The sequence below is a fragment of the Moorena sp. SIO4E2 genome (genome assembly GCF_010671945.1).
GTDB classification, from domain to species: Bacteria; Cyanobacteriota; Cyanobacteriia; order Cyanobacteriales; family Coleofasciculaceae; genus Moorena; species Moorena producens.
Map to the genome: position 1 here is coordinate 12217 of NZ_JAAHIE010000016.1, position 17263 is coordinate 29479.

The 17263-nt window shown below is 44.9% G+C and carries 15 protein-coding genes and 1 pseudogene; 3 read left to right on the top strand and 13 right to left on the bottom strand.

Annotated elements, in window-relative coordinates:
- Nucleotides 1–41: 41 nt before the first annotated feature.
- Together pds and F6K37_RS03230 are read right to left on the bottom strand one after the other, a co-directional pair.
- Nucleotides 42–1520 (bottom strand): 15-cis-phytoene desaturase, encoded by a 1479-nt coding sequence (pds, locus tag F6K37_RS03225; RefSeq protein ID WP_008185893.1) that lies wholly within the window; start codon nucleotides 1518–1520, stop codon nucleotides 42–44.
- A 172-nt stretch (nucleotides 1521–1692) separates the two neighbouring features.
- A complete protein-coding gene (locus F6K37_RS03230) occupies nucleotides 1693–2055 on the bottom strand; it encodes a DUF4870 domain-containing protein (protein WP_287248107.1) in 363 nt (120 codons plus the stop codon).
- 487 nt (nucleotides 2056–2542) lie between these two features.
- Between F6K37_RS03230 and prfC the strand changes: the two genes are divergently transcribed.
- Nucleotides 2543–4204 (top strand): peptide chain release factor 3, encoded by a 1662-nt coding sequence (prfC, locus tag F6K37_RS03235; protein WP_287248109.1) that lies wholly within the window; start codon nucleotides 2543–2545, stop codon nucleotides 4202–4204.
- 829 nt (nucleotides 4205–5033) lie between these two features.
- On the opposite strand, the gene F6K37_RS03240 is transcribed toward prfC, so the two are convergent.
- Both F6K37_RS03240 and dapB read right to left on the bottom strand, forming a co-directional pair.
- A complete protein-coding gene (locus tag F6K37_RS03240; RefSeq protein ID WP_008185887.1) occupies nucleotides 5034–5732 on the bottom strand; it encodes a DUF8619 family protein in 699 nt (232 codons plus the stop codon).
- A gap of 152 nt (nucleotides 5733–5884) precedes the next feature.
- Entirely contained in the window at nucleotides 5885–6712 is an 828-nt protein-coding gene (gene dapB, locus F6K37_RS03245) for a 4-hydroxy-tetrahydrodipicolinate reductase (protein WP_008185885.1), read from the bottom strand.
- Nucleotides 6713–7095: 383 nt separating this feature from the next.
- Here dapB and F6K37_RS03250 point away from each other — a divergent pair, with 383 nt between their 5' ends.
- On the top strand, nucleotides 7096–7422 hold the full coding sequence (locus F6K37_RS03250; protein ID WP_044493677.1) for an STAS domain-containing protein: 327 nt from the start codon (nucleotides 7096–7098) through the stop codon (nucleotides 7420–7422).
- 497 nt (nucleotides 7423–7919) lie between these two features.
- Here F6K37_RS03250 and F6K37_RS03255 read toward each other — a convergent pair whose 3' ends face one another.
- Nucleotides 7920–8042, bottom strand: coding sequence for a MerR family DNA-binding transcriptional regulator (locus tag F6K37_RS03255; RefSeq protein ID WP_287248112.1), 123 nt, complete (start codon nucleotides 8040–8042; stop codon nucleotides 7920–7922).
- 68 nt (nucleotides 8043–8110) lie between these two features.
- Here F6K37_RS03255 and F6K37_RS03260 point away from each other — a divergent pair, with 68 nt between their 5' ends.
- Nucleotides 8111–8674 (top strand): SDR family NAD(P)-dependent oxidoreductase, encoded by a 564-nt coding sequence (locus F6K37_RS03260; RefSeq protein WP_081431876.1) that lies wholly within the window; start codon nucleotides 8111–8113, stop codon nucleotides 8672–8674.
- A 93-nt stretch (nucleotides 8675–8767) separates the two neighbouring features.
- Here F6K37_RS03260 and F6K37_RS03265 read toward each other — a convergent pair whose 3' ends face one another.
- The 8 genes and pseudogenes from F6K37_RS03265 to F6K37_RS03310 all read right to left on the bottom strand — a co-directional run.
- Nucleotides 8768–9490: a metallophosphoesterase family protein gene (locus F6K37_RS03265; RefSeq protein ID WP_008177499.1), complete on the bottom strand. Its 723-nt coding sequence runs from the start codon at nucleotides 9488–9490 to the stop codon at nucleotides 8768–8770.
- Nucleotides 9491–9523: 33 nt separating this feature from the next.
- On the bottom strand, nucleotides 9524–10339 hold the full coding sequence (locus F6K37_RS03270; protein WP_071104567.1) for a metallophosphoesterase family protein: 816 nt from the start codon (nucleotides 10337–10339) through the stop codon (nucleotides 9524–9526).
- Nucleotides 10336–11088, bottom strand: a complete 753-nt coding sequence (locus F6K37_RS03275) for a CobW family GTP-binding protein (protein WP_008177495.1) — start codon at nucleotides 11086–11088, stop codon at nucleotides 10336–10338. The genes F6K37_RS03270 and F6K37_RS03275 overlap by 4 nt, the downstream gene beginning before the upstream one ends.
- A gap of 85 nt (nucleotides 11089–11173) precedes the next feature.
- Entirely contained in the window at nucleotides 11174–11830 is a 657-nt protein-coding gene (gene folE / locus F6K37_RS03280; protein ID WP_071104566.1) for a GTP cyclohydrolase I FolE, read from the bottom strand.
- 358 nt (nucleotides 11831–12188) lie between these two features.
- Nucleotides 12189–12951 (bottom strand): annotated as a pseudogene (locus tag F6K37_RS45330) (IS1634 family transposase); the annotation flags it as partial.
- A gap of 679 nt (nucleotides 12952–13630) precedes the next feature.
- On the bottom strand, nucleotides 13631–15058 hold the full coding sequence (locus F6K37_RS03300; RefSeq protein WP_071104503.1) for an ion transporter: 1428 nt from the start codon (nucleotides 15056–15058) through the stop codon (nucleotides 13631–13633).
- A 230-nt stretch (nucleotides 15059–15288) separates the two neighbouring features.
- Nucleotides 15289–15423: a hypothetical protein gene (locus F6K37_RS03305; protein ID WP_267871959.1), complete on the bottom strand. Its 135-nt coding sequence runs from the start codon at nucleotides 15421–15423 to the stop codon at nucleotides 15289–15291.
- Between the two features lie 253 nt (nucleotides 15424–15676).
- The coding region (locus F6K37_RS03310; protein ID WP_287248123.1) for a chromosome segregation ATPase at nucleotides 15677–17263 on the bottom strand (1587 nt) is incomplete at its 5' end.

Consider the following 17263-nt stretch of genomic DNA (forward strand, 5'->3'; position numbering starts at 1 on the left):
CTTAGCAACGTTGGAGATTGGAAGCTTTCAACTTTCATCCTTCAGCCCTCAGTACTCGCCCTTGGCATGGGTGAAGAGACTAACGGGGTGTCAATCTCTGGTTTCTGATTGCCGGCTAGTGGTTGAGCGCTGGTTTGTGAAAGCCTAGTGCTGTTGTTATTTATTGCCTGCGATGTCAGCTTACCAGAAAGTACGGCTCCTTCCATACTTGCTAGGTAACGTTGCATGGTGTAATCCCCGCTTAGGAAGAAATTGGCAATGGGTGTTTCTTGGGACGGACGGTGGTTCTGGCGTCCTGGTGTTGCTTTGTATACCGAACGGGGAGTCTTAACCACGTGGTATTTTAGCAGTTGAGCTGAGTTATCAGTACCAAAATGCTTGGGAAACAGTTTCTCCAGTTCTGCTAGGGTGGCATTAACAATTTCGAGATCGGATTTGCCAATCCAATCTTTAGCAGGCGCTAAGACCAATTCCAACATTGAGCGGTCGGGATTAGCGTACTCTTTGCAGGTATTGCTCATGTCAGCATAGACACTAAGCAGGGGTGATCGGGAAAATAACAGATGGTCAATATCCGTCAGCTTGCGGTCAAACCACATCTGCAGGTTAATTACCGGTACCCCCTCTAGCCCATCCAGCTGTTTGAAAAATTCCATTTCACCCCAAGGTTTGGGGATCATCAGCTTTAAAGGGTCTACCGGCATAGCTGATACATAAGCATCCGCTGTGAGAACTTGATCGGGCGCTCCATTCAATCCCCGGATCAAGAACCCACTGACAGTGTTGTCTGAATTGAGTAAAAATTCTTTAACTGGGGCATTCAAACGTACTTCTCCATCCCGCTGTGTGATATAATCAACTATTGGTTGACATAGTCGCTCGGTGGGAGAACCATCCAAGAATGCCATCTTGGAACCGTTCTTTTCCTGTAGGAAGCGGTTAAGAGCAGTCAAAATTATAGTAGACGAAATTTCATCAGGCCCAATAAAGTTTAGTGCCTTAGACATGGCGATGAAGACTTCCTTCTCTACTCGCGGTGGTACGTTCTGTTTTTTCAGCCATTCGGAGAAGGAGTATTTGTCCATTGCTTCCACATACTTTTGCCCTTGAAGCATTGCCGGAATCAACCCTATCCCAAAGCGAATCTTCTCGGGCCAGGTAAGCATGTCGTTATTGCGCAGAATTGCCACAATCCCATTGACCGGAGCTGGTATATCTGGGAAGTCAAACCGGGAGTAAGTTCCAGGTTGATTTGGCTGATTAAAGATCATGGTGTGCTCTTTCCACTGCAACCGGTCTTCAATACCCAGTTCTTTAATTAGCTGCAGCATATTGGGATAGGCACCAAAAAATATATGGAGACCAGTTTCATACCAGTCTCCATCTTGATCTTTCCAGGCTGCCACTTTACCGCCTAAAACATTTCGACGTTCTAGGACAATCGGGGTGTGACCAGCGTCTATTAGATATTTAGCACAGGAAAGCCCTGCTAGTCCGGCTCCAGCGATCGCAACTCGCATGTGATGGTAATACTGTAAATTTTTCGCTTAGGGGTGTTGTTTTAATTATACTTTGCATTTCGTTACATTTCACCCCTCGATCCCAGGATTTTCTTCAGTTTTCCCACACCCCACACCCGCTCACCCCATAGCCAGTCACCCCAACAGGATTCCCACAAACCATAGCGCTAGTTTAAATCACACGGAAAATAAATGGGTAGCGGTAGGATACATTGGGATCCCCAAGAATCTTGAGAATTGCCATAATCGGTAGTACCCAACTGAACAGAAATAACAGAGGCAGGAAAAGCCAACCAATTAGGAGAAAAGTCAAAGCCCCAAAAATTATCCCGTATAACCATACATTAAAGTGAAAATTAAGGGACTCTTTAGCATTCTCTTGGACTACTTGATCATCGGATATTAACAAGATAGCCAGGGGAATTAACACGGAGATAAATGAAGCACTAATGAAAATTGCTCCGTGACATAATGCTGATAACAGCTTGCGTTTGTCTGGTTCATAGTCGATGTTATTTCTCTGGTCATACACCATAGCTTAGCTCCTTGATTTCGATAATATATTTGATTTTAACTTACCAGTATTTTAGCGTTTATATTCGTATACTATAGGTCGTGAATTCCGTCCAAAATTAGTGATGAAAACACGCCATTGATTCGTTAGTAGTTATTAGAGTTATAGCAGAATTATGGTAACAATAAATGGAAAAACAGGAATAGGAAAATTGGCTGGCTGGGTAGGTCTTTAAGAAAGACGTGAGTGTGGGGTGACCGGGTGGGTCGTGTGGGGCATAGATAAATATACCTATTGGTCGTTAAAAATTATCATTGATTCGTTGTTTTCCGGTTTATATCCTGAGGTGAAGTACCAGGTTTGACCCGGATGTAAAAAATATACCCCTCTCAGGTAGGAAGTAGGGAATAGGGAAACAAACCTGTGTAGGTCATTACTATCAGAAACGCTATAATATATAGAGAATTATGTCAGAATTAAACGAAAGTCCCCTATCTAGTCTTTTTGGATGTCCACTGAACTTGAAGCAGAATTGCTCAACGCTGTTGAACACCGCCGTAACTTTGCGATTATTTCCCACCCGGACGCGGGTAAAACCACATTGACAGAAAAATTGTTACTCTATGGTGGAGCAATTCATGAAGCCGGAGCAGTGAAGGCACGGCGAGCTCAGCGCAAGGCCACCTCGGACTGGATGGAAATGGAGCAACAACGGGGAATTTCGATTACCTCGACGGTGTTGCAGTTTGCCTATGAGGACTGTCAGATTAATTTACTCGACACACCCGGACACCAAGATTTCAGTGAGGATACCTATCGCACTCTGGCAGCAGCTGATAATGCGGTGATGCTGATTGATGCGGCAAAGGGTCTAGAGCCCCAAACCCGCAAATTGTTTGAAGTGTGCAAAATGCGATCGCTTCCTATATTTACCTTTGTCAATAAGCTTGACCGTCCCGCACGAGAACCCCTAGAACTCCTCGATGAGATTGAGCAGGAACTAGGGTTACAAACCTATGGGGTCAACTGGCCGATTGGCATGGGCGATCGTTTTAAAGGAGTTTTTGACCGTCGAGAACAACAAATCCACTTGTTTGAACGCATCGCTCACGGCTCCCGGGAGGCGAAGAATACGGTAGTTAATTTGGGAGACCCCCAGATTGAACAGCTGCTAGAACAAGACTTATATTATCAACTAAAGGAAGAGTTGGAAATTATCGATGGTGTTGGTCCAGAGCTGGATTTAGAGCTGATTCATTCTGGTCAAATGACCCCTGTGTTCTTTGGCAGTGCCATGACTAATTTTGGGGTGCAGCTGTTTCTGGATGCTTTTTTAGACTATGCCATGAAACCAGAAAGTCGGAAATCCACAGTGGGCGAGATTCCTCCCACTTATCCAGACTTTAGTGGGTTTGTGTTCAAGCTGCAAGCGAATATGGACCCCAAGCACCGGGATAGGGTGGCCTTTGTGCGGGTGTGTACGGGTAAGTTTGAAAAGGATATGACTGTCAGCCATGCTCGCACTGGTAAAACCGTCCGTTTGTCAAGACCCCAAAAGCTGTTTGCTCAAGACCGAGAATCCATTGATGTTGCCTATGCCGGGGATGTGATTGGTTTGAATAATCCAGGGGTGTTTGCTATTGGGGATACGATTTACAACGGTAAGAAGTTGGAGTATGAAGGGATTCCTTGCTTTTCCCCAGAGTTGTTTGCTTATTTGAAGAATCCTAATCCCTCTAAGTTTAAGCAGTTCCAGAAAGGGGTGAAGGAGTTGCGGGAAGAAGGGGCTGTGCAAATTATGTATTCCGTTGATGAGTCGAAGCGGGACCCAATTCTGGCAGCAGTGGGACAGTTGCAATTTGAAGTAGTGCAGTTTCGCCTCAGAAATGAGTATGGCGTAGAGACCAGGTTGGATATGTTGCCCTATAGTGTGGCTCGTTGGGTAGCCGGTGGCTGGGAAGCCTTGGAAAAGGCTGGGCGTTTGTTTAATACCGTGACAGTCAAAGATAATTGGGGACGTCCAGTGCTATTGTTTAAGAATCAGTGGAATTTGCAGCAAGTCGCAGAAGACCATCCAGAGTTGGATTTGAATTCTAGCGCTCCTGTGGTGTCTGGTTCTGAACCCAAGTCTACCAAAACATCCGGGAATGTGAGAGCCTCCCTTTTCTAAAGGGAGGATTAAACAGACACGACGGGGTAAACCCCGCAGTGTCTGCGCGCGAATAAGTTATAATAAGTCGTATACCAGTAAAGCGTTTTACCTTGACGACGATAGCCGATACTTTTTAGCTACCAAAATCTACCAAGGTAGACCTTAGCCCGCCAATGCCAGCTGATTACGAGCGCCAGGGGGTATCTCCGCGCTTCACGAAGAAATATTCCTCGTGCGCCATGAAAGTGCGTAAACCAGATCCAATGTCACTACAAAACCCTTGGTTTTCGGGAAATTTATTTAATTGACACAAGATCGTGGCACTAAGAACATAGTTAAAGTATAGCAAATTACTTGAGGCAATGGCCAAGCTTTGTGATACTTTTGCCTACTGTCCACTAACCTCTCAAAAAAAATGGTGAAAAACCCAAAAGATGGAAACCGTCAAAAAAAGAGGTATAACTTAAAATGGCTAGGCAATTGATGGCGAAAAGTAACCACACAGTTAGATTAAATTCTGACCAAGGTGGGTAGGGGAGTTTGACACTCTCATATCGGTTTAGACCGAACAAGAAGTGAAGAGGCGCGGTTTTAACCCGCCTCGTAACAACCTTTCTTGATGCAGTCGCTCATGGGGGAAACCCCCAAGACCGCGCTGCATCGCTGTAGAATCCCCCGTATTTTAACCGGGGGAGATGTCAAATAGCATTTATCTGACGGGGTGATAAGCAGCCTTGTTAGCCTTACTAGGTGTGGGGTGTAGGGTATGGTTTCTAGCCAACGAATCCCACTACCCCTCTAGAAACTAGAGGATCCTAGGCACGAACGAGCCGCACACCGTTAATCCTTAATAAGACCTTCGACGCCTAGAACTACGGGGACGTTGTCTCGAATAAGAGCGCTCTTCATCCCTCAATTTACGACTAACTTGGACAAAGACATCTCGTTGCAGGTAAGGATAGTCATTTACCCAAATGTCTAAGCTAGGAATATAAATATCACTGGTCTGGGCAATCTTGCCTAAGTCAGGCTGATTGGACATGACCAACATCTGAGCAATTTGTCCAGGTGAAATATTTTTGTGGAGGCGTTGTAGGGGAACTTGCAGCTGACTCATAAATCCAGTTTCATCTTCCACTTCTAGATTTAACCGTCTCTCCCGGTGTTCCACAATTACCAACTCACCCTGCTGATTGACTTGTTCTTCTGTACCAATCAACTCCTCCGTCACAAATACATCCTCGATTCGACCCTGCCAGAATCCGCTATAGGCATATCGGCGCAGCTTCAGGTTCCGCATACTTGCCCAATATACAGGACCCCACAACCAGTAAAGCCCTGCAGTGATCTCGAATAACACGCGGAAGGGAGCAAAACCTGAACCAAGAATCAAAGCTAAAATTAAAATCACAACGACTGCGATTAGAGAAATTAACAGTCGCCTTAAAAAATCTCGAAACTTACCCCAGTAGTAGCGATACTGGAGTCCTGTAGCTAGGACGGGAACGATTTGTTCAAACTTCTCGCGAGTGATGGGAATTAGCATGGGTTTTGTACTTAGTTCTTAGTCCTTAGTCTTTAGTTACTTAGTATTTAGTATTTAGTTTTTAGATTTGTTGTGATTGATCTCAATTTTGACAAATCACGAATGACTAATGACTAATGACTAATGACCAATAACCAATAACCAATAACTGGTCACAAAATTTTCTCTAACCCATATAGTAGACCCTTGAGCTGGGTAACTTTGCGAATCGCGAGCAGTACTCCTGGCATATAGCAGGAACGGTCGCTGGTGTCGTGACGTAGGGTGTAGATTTGACCAGGGGCACCGAAGATGACTTCTTGGTGAGCAATTAAGCCAGGTAAACGCACGCTATGAATCCGAATGTTGTCTTCTGCAATGCTTCCCCTCGCACCTTTTAGTTTTTCGGTTTCTTCTACCATTGCCGGATTATAGGTTTTACCTGCTCCAGCCATGCGTTGGGCGGTTTGAATGGCAGTACCGCTGGGAGCGTCGGCTTTTTGGTTGTGATGGAGTTCGATGATTTCTACGTGGTCAAAGTATTGGGAGGCTTGCACAGCTGCTTGTTGCAGTAATGCCATACCAATGGAGAAGTTGGGGATAATTAGGCAGCCAGTGCTGGCTTTTTCAGCAAATTCCGAGAGGTCTTTGATTTGGTCGGGACTCAGACCAGTGGTGCCAACTACAGGCCGGACACCGTATGCGATCGCAGTTCGGATGTTGTCGTATATGCTGTCAGGGTGGGTAAAGTCTACCATCACCCCTTGGGTTTTTTCTTGGGTAGCCAGAACTAGATTGGCTTGCAGGTCATTGAGAATGGGAATTTCAACTGGTTCGCACCCGGCAACTTCTCCGGCGTCTTGACCTAGATACTTAGGATTGGTATCAATGGCACCGATTAGGGTTATGTCTTGGGCAACAGATACAGCCTTAATCACCTCTCGACCCATTTTTCCGGCGGCACCGTTTACTACTACTGGAATGGGATTTGAATTGGACATGGTTTCAGGATAGTTTGGGGCTCTGTCAAGGGAATTCTAGTGTATATTGGGAGTTCTTGGGGGAGTGGGCTTAGGGGATGGAACCGTGAAGACCCGAGCGGACACCACGGATAGCACTAAGGGTAGATGGGTTCAAATCTTGCTTTTCGTTATTAGCCCCCGTTATAAGCCCCCGTTATTAGCCCCCAAATTCATCCCAAATTCAAGTTTACTATGCTCTTTATCGGTGAGGCTAATCCTGAAAGAAGCGATTAGTGCTGTAGTAGTAGGGTAGGGCGTGGGTCAGCTCAATACCTATTCTGCAAACAAAGTCTGGCTGAAATGAATTGTCACGGCTATACTAGCAAAGTCAGTATATGTTTGTAACTAGCTTAACTTGGTATATGAGTAGTACTCTTAAAGTAGTTCAACCCTCCGGCATTCTAGATGGTACAAAAGCTGCCAGTTTTCGTGAAGAGGTTAATCAGCTGGTGCAAGCTGGAGGAGATATTATTTTGATTGATTTTCAAGATGTTACTTTTATGGATAGTTCTGGTTTGGGAGCGTTGGTACTTGCTCTTAAAACTGTTCGTGCTGCTGGGAGCACCATGTCTATCTGCTCAGTTAATGAGCAAATCAAAATGTTATTTGAACTGACCAGCATGGACAGAGTTTTTGAAATATTTTCTACACGAGAAGATTTTGAAAGCGAGGTGCTTTCTAGAAGATAATTCTCGGGAAGTCTATAGGGCGAACGCTGTTGGGCGTAGCCCTTTTCCAATCCTAGATTTTGTTTTCAGCTGTTGGGCATTTAAATTGGATATTATTCAGTTAGGAAAAAAAAACTCAAACCCTCTCCCCTGCTCCCCTGGTTCGCTGGTTCCCTGCTGTCATAACCATGAAATTTAAATGAAGACCAGCTTAATGAAGCTAGGAAGATGTTTTATGAGAATTCCCTAAAGCTTGATTAATTCGACATAACCAACTATCCTCCGATTCAGGAGTCAGGAGCTTCGATTCAGGAGCTTCGATTCATGATAATTGATTTTTCAGGAATTTTTCGAAAAAATTGGCGAAAGAATCCACCAATCCTTGTTTATACTCCTACTAAGCTGGCTGAATGCTTCTGATGATTTACTGCCTTTCAGTCTCCTGTATTATCTTCAAAAGCTGCCAATTTTTGACATTGCCCATTGCCCATGGGCGCACGCTACGGGAACGGCCGACGCTACGGAAACTGAGGTTGATTACTCCAGGGAAAGGTGTNCCCCTCTTTGTCCCACCGCCTAAGAGTTGAGATCGAGACTCCGAGGTGCTCGGCTGCCTCTTTTGGAGTGACATATTTTTTCATTGACCGTGAACCTTACTAAATCTAGTATACTTAACTTTAGTAAAGTTTGCTAAGGCTTAGTAAGATATCTGGCTAATAGTTGCACCTCTTTGAAGGGTAATGTCGAAAACCTCAGGGTGAATGACTATCGACGTCTTTGGGAAACCAATGTTTTTGGGGTACTGAGTACCATCTACGCCACCTTAGATGACCTCAAGAAAACTAAAGGAAGACTGGTCATCATTAGTAGCGTAAAAAGTTACGTTGCCTTGAGTGGCGATTCTCCCTATAGTATGAGCAAATTTGCGATGCGGGCTTTGTGTGAGTCGTTGTCTCAAGAGTTGGCTCCCGATGGGGTGTCGGTCACACACATTTGTCCAGGGTACGTTGCTACTGAAATTCGTCAGCTAGACAATCAGGGAATTTGGCATTCAGACTGGGAGGATCCTATTTCCCCCAGGCTTCTGATTTCTGCTGATCAAACTGCCAAACAAATTGTTAAAGCTATTTCCCGACGACAACGGGAACAGGTAATAACAAACTACGGCAAGCTGATTGTCCTGATCAAGCGTCACATGCCTTGGTTGCTCTCATTGCTGATTTCAAAATTCCAAATCAAGGTAGCTTCTAAGCCGTCACCGATTCAGCAATAATATTTTTTACTATAGCAATTATCATCTCATTTTCCAGAAAGTTGTCTCCGACTACCTGTTTTTGCACTTAGCCATACCTTTAGTAACCTGAAACTAATTACCAGATCCCTTTTTATTGCCATAAAAAACTGTTTTAAACTCCAGAAAATCGCTGTTTGGACTATAAAGCGTATAAATAGCCTTTCCTAGTTCTTTGCCTACATTTCCTACACCAACAACTCTTCTTTTGGGTGCAGTAATAGTTTGCACGGGTTGCTGGCGATCTAAAGTCATCACCGAACTATTTACTGAACCTCTTTGTAGTTGATATTCAAATACTTGACCCGAACGACCACAAAAGAGATGATTTGCCTGGACTCTTTGCAAGCGGTCTAGCATTTGCCAGGGTAAGGTTTCGGGGGTTAACTCATCGCTGACGCTAACAGTGCTACCGTGAATTAACAAACAATCTAATTCAAAGAAGCCAAAATGACAGTTGCGTAACCACTGTACGGTTTCGCGAGATACCGAATCCCAAAGAAGTTTAGCGGTTTCTTTACCAAAGCGCTCGATTAATTCTGTCGGTTCTGCTGTCGAACCCAAACCGTGTAAAGCAAAGCATTGTTCTTCCCACCAGCCGAAGCATACTTGGGGTTCTAATTCTCCAGGTAAAGGATTCTGAATTCGTTTAATTACTTGTTCGCTATCTTGGTTAGCTGCTACGATATCGCCCAGAATATACAATGCTTCCACCTTAACGCGCTGGCGTTTGATATCTGCCAACACTGCTTCGTAAGCTGCGATATTTCCTTCAATTCCGCTTAAAATTGCCCACATTGATTTTCAATTTAAATATTTAAGTAATTTAATTTACCTCTCACACACATGAGTAGGATCGTCGGCTTTTTCGGCAAATTCCAAACCTCTAGCCAAACGCCAAGCGAAAATCGGTGGTAAACCAGCATCTAAGATGGCAGCGCAGGTTGTTTGATAGTCATACTCCACTTCCCGCAAGTTTACTGCTTGTGTTTCCGTGTCATAGATAACATAGGTAGCATTGGGACGACCATGACGGGGTTCGCCTACCGAACCGACATTGATAATTCGCTTCAGGGGAGTATTAAAACTTATGGTTGGTTGTTCGTTTCCACTGGGTTGACGAACTTTAACCTGTAATTGTCCAGAATCTAGGGTGCGGACATAGGGAAAGTGGGTATGTCCGCAAAATAATATATCTGCATCGCTGGAGAGAACTCTTTCTAAAGCAGTGAAAGCATCCATTTCGGGTAACAAATATTCGTGGTTGCTATTAGGACTACCATGTACGAAACAGAGATTATCTTCTTTGTAGGTATGGGGTAGTTGGGCTAAATATTCCCTAACTTCGGCATTGACGTGCTTATTTGTCCATTCGTGGGCAATTTTACCTCTTTTTTCCGCCAACAGGGAAGGATAACTACATTCACAAGCATTTAGTCCTTCTACAATATCTTCATCCCAACAACCCTGTACAGTGGGAATATCTAAAGAACGAATTTGTTCCACCACTGCATTAGGATAGGGACCATAACCCACTAAATCCCCCAGACAATAAATCTTTTCTGCTTTTTGTTCGTCAATATCCAGTAAAACTGCATCTAAAGCTGCATAATTACCATGGATACAAGATATCACTGCTATTTTCATACCACTTCTACCTCTGGTTCACTTTCTAAAGACTCTTTTACTTGTTGTTGGTAATAATTAATTGCCGATTCGGGAAGACAGCAATCTCGGACAGTTTGAACAATTTCAGCTTTATCTAAATTACTACCTACTATTTCAAAACCACTAAAACGATCTGGTTTACCATTTAACCAACGGGGTAATTTTAAAGGTTTAAATGCTAATTCCGATTCCCCTAGTATGAAGTCACCATAATAAATTTGTCCATCCACTAGGTCGAAAATTCCTTTTACCCGAGCTACCTCACCGTAAGCACCTTGAGTAAGTTCCAGCCAAAAAGTAGCTAAACTATCAAAATCTACAATTTCCCCCGTCAAAACCCCCCGATGAATCTGCAAAGCTGTGGTTGGCTTACTGATGTTATTTCCTGGAATAACTTCATCCGCCCAAGTATTTAACTCTGTACTATCTGTATCGCCGGGGATTATGGCTACTCGATGGGGGTTCAAAGTTTGCAGTAAAGGTTCAATTCCGGCTAAATCCAAATACCAGGGAATCTCTAGATAAGTTATGGTTTTGTCTAATTCCGCTTCTTCCCCTGTCTGATAAAGTTTTAGTTGAGGGTATTCACTTTGGAGATATATTGCATCAATGGGTACGGAATCAGTTTGAGGACTGAAATAACCTACAGGTTTATTGGTTTGGGCTATTTGTTGACCAATCCAGTGGGTTTTACCGCCACCGGTCGGACTGGCGACAGCAATAATCATAAGCAGTTTTGTTGATAACGATAATTATTGTATCAAAAAAAGAGATGAGCTTTATACCCATCTCTCATGCTGTCACGCGAATTAATTAATGCATTGAACGGTTGTAGTGAATTAAACTCATAAACTCCTGACGGGTTTTTGGATCATCTGCAAATACGCCTCTAACCGCACTAGTGGCAGTCCAAGAACCAGGTTTTTGGACTCCTCGCATTACCATACACATATGGCTTGCTTCCACTACTACCGCCACCCCTTTTGGTTTTAATAATCCTTGAAGGGCATCGGCAATTTGGGCAGTTAATCTTTCCTGTACCTGCAAACGTCGTCCGTACATTTCACAAATACGAGCAATTTTTGACAGTCCGATTACCTTACCGTCGGGAATATAAGCGACGTGAGCGTGACCGAGAATAGGTAAGATATGGTGTTCGCAGGAGCTAAATAGGTCAATGTCCCGAACTAAGACCATTTCATTGGTATTTTCGTGAAATACTGCCCCGTTGAGGAGTTCGTCTAAAGATTGATGATAGCCAGAAGTCAGAAATTTTAAGGCTTTGACCACTCTTTTAGGAGTATCTTTCAAGCCTTCGCGGTCTGGGTCTTCTCCCAATCCTAACAGTAAAGTCCGTACCGCTTGGCGCATCTCTTCTTCAGAAACGAGAGGTTGGTGGGTGGTATTTAGTTTTGGTAATTTGCGATTAATTTTATCAATCTGGTTCGGTTCGGACTTACCTAAGGTCATGAATTTGAATTAGATGAAATTAAACAGTAACAGAAGTAGCCAAGCAGTTATTTAACTTTTGGCGAAGTTTATCGGTATCTATAATGATAACCGATAAAGACTAGCTGATTCGTAAATTCGCACTAAACCTTGTAGGATAAGGCTTGCGCTACAATAGCAAAACTGAACTATTTAATAACCAAAAGACAATCATACCAAGGCTTTCAGACTTTTTGAGATTTACGTTACGAATCAGCTGTTAATTGCGATGCGGCTTTGCCGACGCTACGGGAACGCAACGACTTCTGTTTCTTTTGCTCAAAGCCAGCTAAAATATCGCAATCAATAGGACTAATGTACCCCACATTCCGCAGGTGGGTCAGATCAACAAATAATATTTTTGGCAGGGAGCACCGAGAAACTGTAGAATCCCTTGATGCTCTTGGGTTAAGTTGATAATCTGTTGAACTCCATCAACAAGACCTATGTGAATCGACTGAAAACACTGAAACACCCAACGCATTGTTGGGGTAGCCGTCGGCTTACCTAATTGATTGTCAATGGTTTGTTTGGTTCTGCTGAGAGCTTGGCGTAAGGCTCTGTGAGCCAGAGTATAAACCAACAAACACAGACCCATCACCATGTGCGTTGGCGGCTACCCGTTTAGGAGTTTTGAGAAAGACACTGTAGGCATACGAACATCGGGTCTTTGAGAAAACGGAAACCCCTCTCAGTGCATTGTTGCCCTTTGTACTCACAGAGGATCTCCTCTGGGCTAAGTTGTTTCGACTCCAAGACATTGGTGGCAAGAACGAACCGTCCCGCCCTTCTTCGAGCCAGGGCAACCACCTCTTGTTTAACTTTCAAAGTCCCTTGGAGACGATAGTGATAGCCGTCTGGAGGTTGTCCTATTCGCGGTCGTCCCGGTTTGTGGTAGTAAGGATGTGGCACGACTTCGAGCTGAGACAAGCGCATGATAACGCAACTGTTGATTCAACTTTTCCCCTGCCCTGAAGGCATCAGCAGCACAGGCGAAGTCCTGTTGCCCTAACTGCAACAGTAGCTTTTGAGCCGACTGCTGATGCTGTTGGATTTTCTTGTTCTTGCTGCTTGAGGTCAGCTTCTTTTCTAGCTTGACTCTCCCGCTTCCGGAGTGTACTCGAAAAAGCAAGCGAGCGAAGCTGAATAATCATTAGTTACCATGTTCAGTAACACTCGGCGGATTGTGCTGTATGATGGCAGTCGGTTGACTTGAAACAATTGGCTCAACTCCTCACGATTGTTTCAATCCAATCAGCGTACGCTAAAAATCTTTTATTCCCTGCAGCTACTGCTAGGGTAAAGATAGCCAGACATATAGCCACGCTCGTGTCAACATCCGCTGCCCTAATCGAGCATCTGGTAAATCAGAAAAGGCTTCTAAAATAGCAATTTGACCCATTGATGTTGATTCTCTTGTGCCCTTGTGCCGGGAGCAGGTCTTGCGTTGCAGAACAAATGAACTATGTACCATCACAGCAAGCTTAAACCCATGAGGGGGCATAAGATTTAGTACAAATGTTCGGCATTTGTGACATGCTCCCTGTTGTGCCAAAGCATCTTATCTTACCATCTAGAATGAAATAGCCCTGTACCAATTACGGAGAGGAGGTTTAATTTTGAAGTGCCAGGGAAGTAAGTTTTAAAAAATTGTAACTGCCCAGATAGGGTATCTAGATAAAGACAAGCGGAATGTGGGTTTAAAACGTCGGAATCATGGTAAACTGAAGGGGGATATGAACTTGCGATCGCACCATAAAAACCTGCCGACAAGTTGAGACTTCACCGGACTGGAACCCCAATTTTCGGCAAACTACGAGCAATAATCACTAAGTGATCGCCAGACAGTAGTGTTTGATCTTTGGGGGGATTAATTAGGGTTTCCCGATTTCCATTGCTATGGCGCTCTATTGCGATCAACGTTGTATCAAACTCCTCTTTCAACCGCCGAGCAGCTTCCCAAAACGAAATGTCAACCCACCTCTGTGGTAAAACAATTTTGTAGAATTGGTTTCCCACTTGCACAGTTAGCAACTCTGCCAGCACATCTACAGCCCCTAGGTTCCGAGCTGAGGTAGCGATTAAGTGACTGGCTAGTTCATCAACAACAATAACATCTTCAACTCCCGCTACTCGCAGTTGGACATTGTTTTTCCGGTCAAGGAGTTGAGCACAAGTGTAGATTCCGGGTTGGAGTTTTTCAATGGTCAAGGCAGCTAGGACTGTCCGTGCATCCCGGTCTTGGTCACTTCGAGGACGGGTAGAATCAGCAAGGAGGATTGCCCGTGAGGCATGATAGATCCCCACACTTTCGAGGACATCAATAGTAGTGTAATCACCAATATAGAAATATATTTGGGAACGGTTAACTCCCTTGAGTTCCCACTCTGGTGTGTCGGTAAACTCTGCCACAACCACCATTGGATAGTGCTTGAGCTCAGAGTCTGCCTGGAGTTCCTCAATGAGTAGGTGACCACCTCGGTTCCAGCCGCAGATAACAATGTGATTGCGCAGTTCATCCAGTTCCAAGTATTTCACCTCCATGACTGTTCTAAGTCGTTGCACCATCACTGCTGACACTACACCAGTGAAGACGGCAAACATGGTTAACCCGCCAATGACTACCATGAGGGTAATCAGACGCCCAGCATCAGTCTGGGGTTCACCACCAATGGGTTCTCCTGAGATTAGGGTAAAAAAACTCCACCATAATGAGTCTCTTAGGGAAGCAAATGACTCATTTTGTCCTCCCTCCAGCAAATACATCCCTAAAGCACCGACTAATATAATTAAGCCGATAATCAGAAAAACTCCAATCTGAGCACTAATACTGGCAGCCAGTGAGGAAGAGATACGGTTGAGGTTACGGTTTACCAAAATTCCGACTCTGAGCAGCCTTAACATCCGTAAAACTCGCAATAAGCGGAATGCCCGGAACAAAGGCAGCACAGCAACAATATCCAGCCAGTAGTGACGCAAGAACCGACGTTTGTTTCTTGCCACTAGGTAGCGGATTGTTAGTTCTACGATAAATATGCCCGTCAGTAGCTCTTCGCTTACATAGACCAGTCCATATATGAAACCTGCACCCTCTAGACTTGCTTCAACAACCACTAGAACTACCGAAAGTAGAATTAGCAGAATGAGGGTGAATTCAGTTTGGGGAGCATGAATGAACTGGTCAAGACGGGACTTGATGGTTGATGACAAGTTAAAGTCTTCTATATTAAATGGAATTCACTCCATTTAATATTAAGAATTTTTAATTCTGAATGCTTCCCCCACCTGAGTTTTCATGGTGTGGGTATCCGTCTTAATTACAAGGTTTTATCCCTCGCGACAGGCGGCATTCTCGCGCCTGTTGCCAGGACTTTTGCTGGACTATTCCCCCAAGTCGTTGTCTTGATGCAATAGCGAGTGGGGGAAACCACGGCAGTCGCTCATGGGGGGAACCCCCAAGACCGCGCTGCCTCCCCAAGACCGTAATGGTGCGCTTTCCGTAGGCGAATTAAATTCGCCACGGGTCGCACCTCTGCATCGCTTCCGCTGTGGGGCTTATGCTTAGAAACTTTCACCTAGAGTCTGACGTTTATAAACCGACAGAGCGAGGAAAAACAGGTTTAATTTCCCTATCGTGAGAGGTCGTGCCTCCAGTTTGCTCAGAATCTCGTTCTGCCCTTTGCCGTACCACTCAAGATAATTCAATTATATCACAATTTGCCGCTCCTTGACCCCCACCTGCGTTCTCGTGGTGGGGGAATGCGTCGCTCATTTTTGTTCAATTTCCACAGGTTTGCTCCTAGCCGGTTGTACTACCCTCGGAAACTCTTAAGAGTCAGCATCAATCAACTCAATCTTCCTACCAGCGGGGGGATTAAACCTGGGCGGCTCTAACTGAGTCGGTGGTTTGACGATACCCGATGGTGAGGTCACTTCCGGTGGTGGAACCACAATTGGGAAGGAGCGAACCGGTGATGGCGGTTTGACCACTGATGATGGTTTTACCACTGATGGTGGGGAGGGAGCTGGTTTCGGGATCACCACTTGTGGGGGAGATGGAGGCGGAACCGGTCTTGGTCGTCTTACGGGCACAGGAGGTGGGGGAGGTGGGGCTAAAATCTTGCGCCATGATTGAATTTGCCGTTGGGCTTCCTGGTAAGGGCGAGTACCAGACGGAACTATGTTTGCGATCGCAATGGATTCAGACAGGTTATAGGCAGAACGACTTCTGGCTATGGATAGGATTTTGTAACTCCAGCGATTGACTACTGTTCTCGCCTCGCTACGGGATTTGGTTGAGGTTGGCACTTGCCTAGCTACTCGAATCGCTTTTCTTAGGGCTTGTGGAGTTCCAGCCTCAGCAATTTGGTAAGCTTCCCGTAAACGCTGCTGACCCTCTAGTTCTAACTTCCAGCTTCTGACTTTGCTTTGGGCTTCATTGTACAGAGCCCGACCTGCCTTAATTTGTTGGGCAGTTGCCACGGCTGCATATAGATCACCCCGGATTGCCAGAGTGCGTGCTTGGTCTAAATAAGGTTGGTCTTCTTGCTGCTGGATACTTCTAGACCACTGATTAATTTTACTTTGAGCTTCCTGGTAAAGACTACGACCTCGGGAAATTTTACGGGCTTCTTGAACAGCAGCTTGCAAAGAATCAATGCTGCCATAACTAGCCAGTTGTGCTGCCCGTTCCAGGAATGGCCTGTCTTCGATCAGCTGAATTTGACGAGTCCAATCTCGAATTTCGCCCCGTGCTTCCTCATAGCGGGGATTACCACGAGGGATCTGTTCCACTTCAGCTACTGCCAGTCTTAAGTCACTAGGTAAACCCGAGGTAGCATAGGTTCTGGCTCGCTCAAGTCGCGCCACATCTTCTACTTCTCGTTGCCAACGGCTAATTAATTGCTGCCCTTTCTTATATAGGGGACGTTCTGATCCCAGCTTTTGGGCAGATGCGATCGCTTCTTCTAAATCCCAGGTTGTACCAGACTCAGCACGAGATAGGGCATGAGCTAGGTCAATTAAATCCGATTTGAGTTCAGGTACTTTAATCGTTTCGGGAAGTTTATAGGCAATGTCAAGAACTTCGGACCACTTACCTTGCTCTAGCTTGTTCTGAGCAATCTCCACCAGCTTGTTGCCAGAGTCTTTAATTAAATCCTGAGCTTCTTTGTAAGCATAACTTTGCTCTGTGATTTCCTTAGCTTTTTCAATAGCTGCCAGGATCTTCTCTATATTGCCACTTCTACTCAGCTCATAAGCCTTATCCAGCTTAGCCGAGTCTTCCCGTCCCATCTTAATCTTATCCGTTAGCTGGTTATACTTAGCCGTAGCCCAGTAGTCATTGTCCACATAGGTCAATCGTACTGCTTCGCGAAATGCTAAGTTCCAGTTTGATAACCTCAACTGTTTTTC

Bases quoted from the DNA above. Each gene is read 5' to 3' on its own strand.
- F6K37_RS03275 (WP_008177495.1), bottom strand. From the start codon at position 11,088: ATGATTATTGCTGTCGCCAGTCCGACCGGTGGCGGTAAAACCCACTGG.
- folE (WP_071104566.1), bottom strand. From the start codon at position 11,830: ATGACCTTAGGTAAGTCCGAACCGAACCAGATTGATAAAATTAATCGC.
- F6K37_RS03270 (WP_071104567.1), bottom strand. From the start codon at position 10,339: ATGAAAATAGCAGTGATATCTTGTATCCATGGTAATTATGCAGCTTTA.
- prfC (WP_287248109.1), top strand. From the start codon at position 2,543: ATGTCCACTGAACTTGAAGCAGAATTGCTCAACGCTGTTGAACACCGC.
- dapB (WP_008185885.1), bottom strand. From the start codon at position 6,712: ATGTCCAATTCAAATCCCATTCCAGTAGTAGTAAACGGTGCCGCCGGA.
- F6K37_RS03240 (WP_008185887.1), bottom strand. From the start codon at position 5,732: ATGCTAATTCCCATCACTCGCGAGAAGTTTGAACAAATCGTTCCCGTC.
- pds (WP_008185893.1), bottom strand. From the start codon at position 1,520: ATGCGAGTTGCGATCGCTGGAGCCGGACTAGCAGGGCTTTCCTGTGCT.
- F6K37_RS03250 (WP_044493677.1), top strand. From the start codon at position 7,096: ATGAGTAGTACTCTTAAAGTAGTTCAACCCTCCGGCATTCTAGATGGT.
- F6K37_RS03265 (WP_008177499.1), bottom strand. From the start codon at position 9,490: ATGTGGGCAATTTTAAGCGGAATTGAAGGAAATATCGCAGCTTACGAA.
- F6K37_RS03230 (WP_287248107.1), bottom strand. From the start codon at position 2,055: ATGGTGTATGACCAGAGAAATAACATCGACTATGAACCAGACAAACGC.